Annotated in this window: 1 protein-coding gene and 1 pseudogene; both read right to left on the reverse strand. The window is 67.5% G+C overall.

Features of this window, described 5'->3' with window-relative positions; all coding sequences use genetic code 11:
* The coding region (locus tag ACWD4A_RS35405; RefSeq protein WP_451200592.1) for a thiamine pyrophosphate-dependent enzyme at nt 1-365 on the reverse strand (365 nt) is incomplete at its 3' end.
* A pseudogene (locus ACWD4A_RS35410) lies at nt 358-1,057 on the reverse strand (2-oxoacid:acceptor oxidoreductase subunit alpha); the annotation flags it as partial. The pseudogene ACWD4A_RS35410 and the gene ACWD4A_RS35405, both read right to left, overlap by 8 nt.

Below are 1,057 nucleotides of genomic sequence, written 5' to 3' on the forward strand. Positions count from 1 at the left end.
CGGCGCAGGGCGTGGATGAGGTGGTTGCCGCCGATGGAGAGGGCGTCGCCGTCGCCGGTGACGACCCAGACGCTGAGGTCGGTGCGGCTGGTGGCGAGTCCGGTGGCGATGGCGGGTGCGCGGCCGTGGATGGAGTGCATCCCGTAGGTGTTCATGTAGTAGGGGAAGCGGGAGGAGCAGCCGATGCCGGAGATGAAGACGGTGTTTTCTCGGGCGAGGCCGAGGGTGGGCATGAAGGCCTGTACGGCGGCGAGGATGGCGTAGTCGCCGCAGCCGGGGCACCAGCGGACTTCCTGGTCGGTTTTGAAGTCCTTCATGGTCTGGGCGGTTTCGGCTTTGGGGATGAGTTTGAGCGCCTCAGTCATGGCAGGTGGCTTCCTTGAGGGCGGCGGCGAGCTGTTCGGCCTTGAAGGGCATGCCGTTGACCTGGGTGTGAGCTTGGGCGTCGACGAGGTACTTGGCGCGGATGAGGGTGGTGAGCTGGCCGAGGTTCATCTCGGGCACGGTCACCGTGTCGTAGCGGGCCAGGATCTCGCCCAGATTCTTCGGGAAGGGGTTGAGGTGGCGCAGGTGGGCCTGTGCGATCGCCACGCCCTGTGCGCGCAGGCGGCGGACGGCTGCGGTGATGGGTCCGTAGGTGGAGCCCCAGCCCAGGACCAGGGTTCTGGCGCCGTGGGGGTCGTCGACGGTGAGGTCGGGCACTTGGATGTTGTCGATTTTGGCCTGGCGGGTGCGGACCATGTGGTCGTGGTTGGCGGGGTCGTAGGAGATGTTCCCCGTCCCGTCCTGTTTCTCGATCCCGCCGATCCGGTGCTCCAAGCCCGGTGTTCCCGGTACTGCCCAGGGGCGTGCCAGGGTGCGGGGGTCGCGTTTGTAGGGCCAGAAGACCTCGGTGCCGTCCTCGGTGACATGGTTGGGGCGGGTGGTGAATTCTGTGCGCAGGTCGGGCAGTTCGCCGGTCTCGGGGACCCGCCAGGGTTCGGAGCCGTTGGCGAGGTAGCCGTCGGAGAGCAGGAAGACCGGCGTGCGGTACGTCAGCGCGATCCGTGCCGCCTCC

This window comes from Streptomyces sp. NPDC002537, assembly GCF_053594975.1.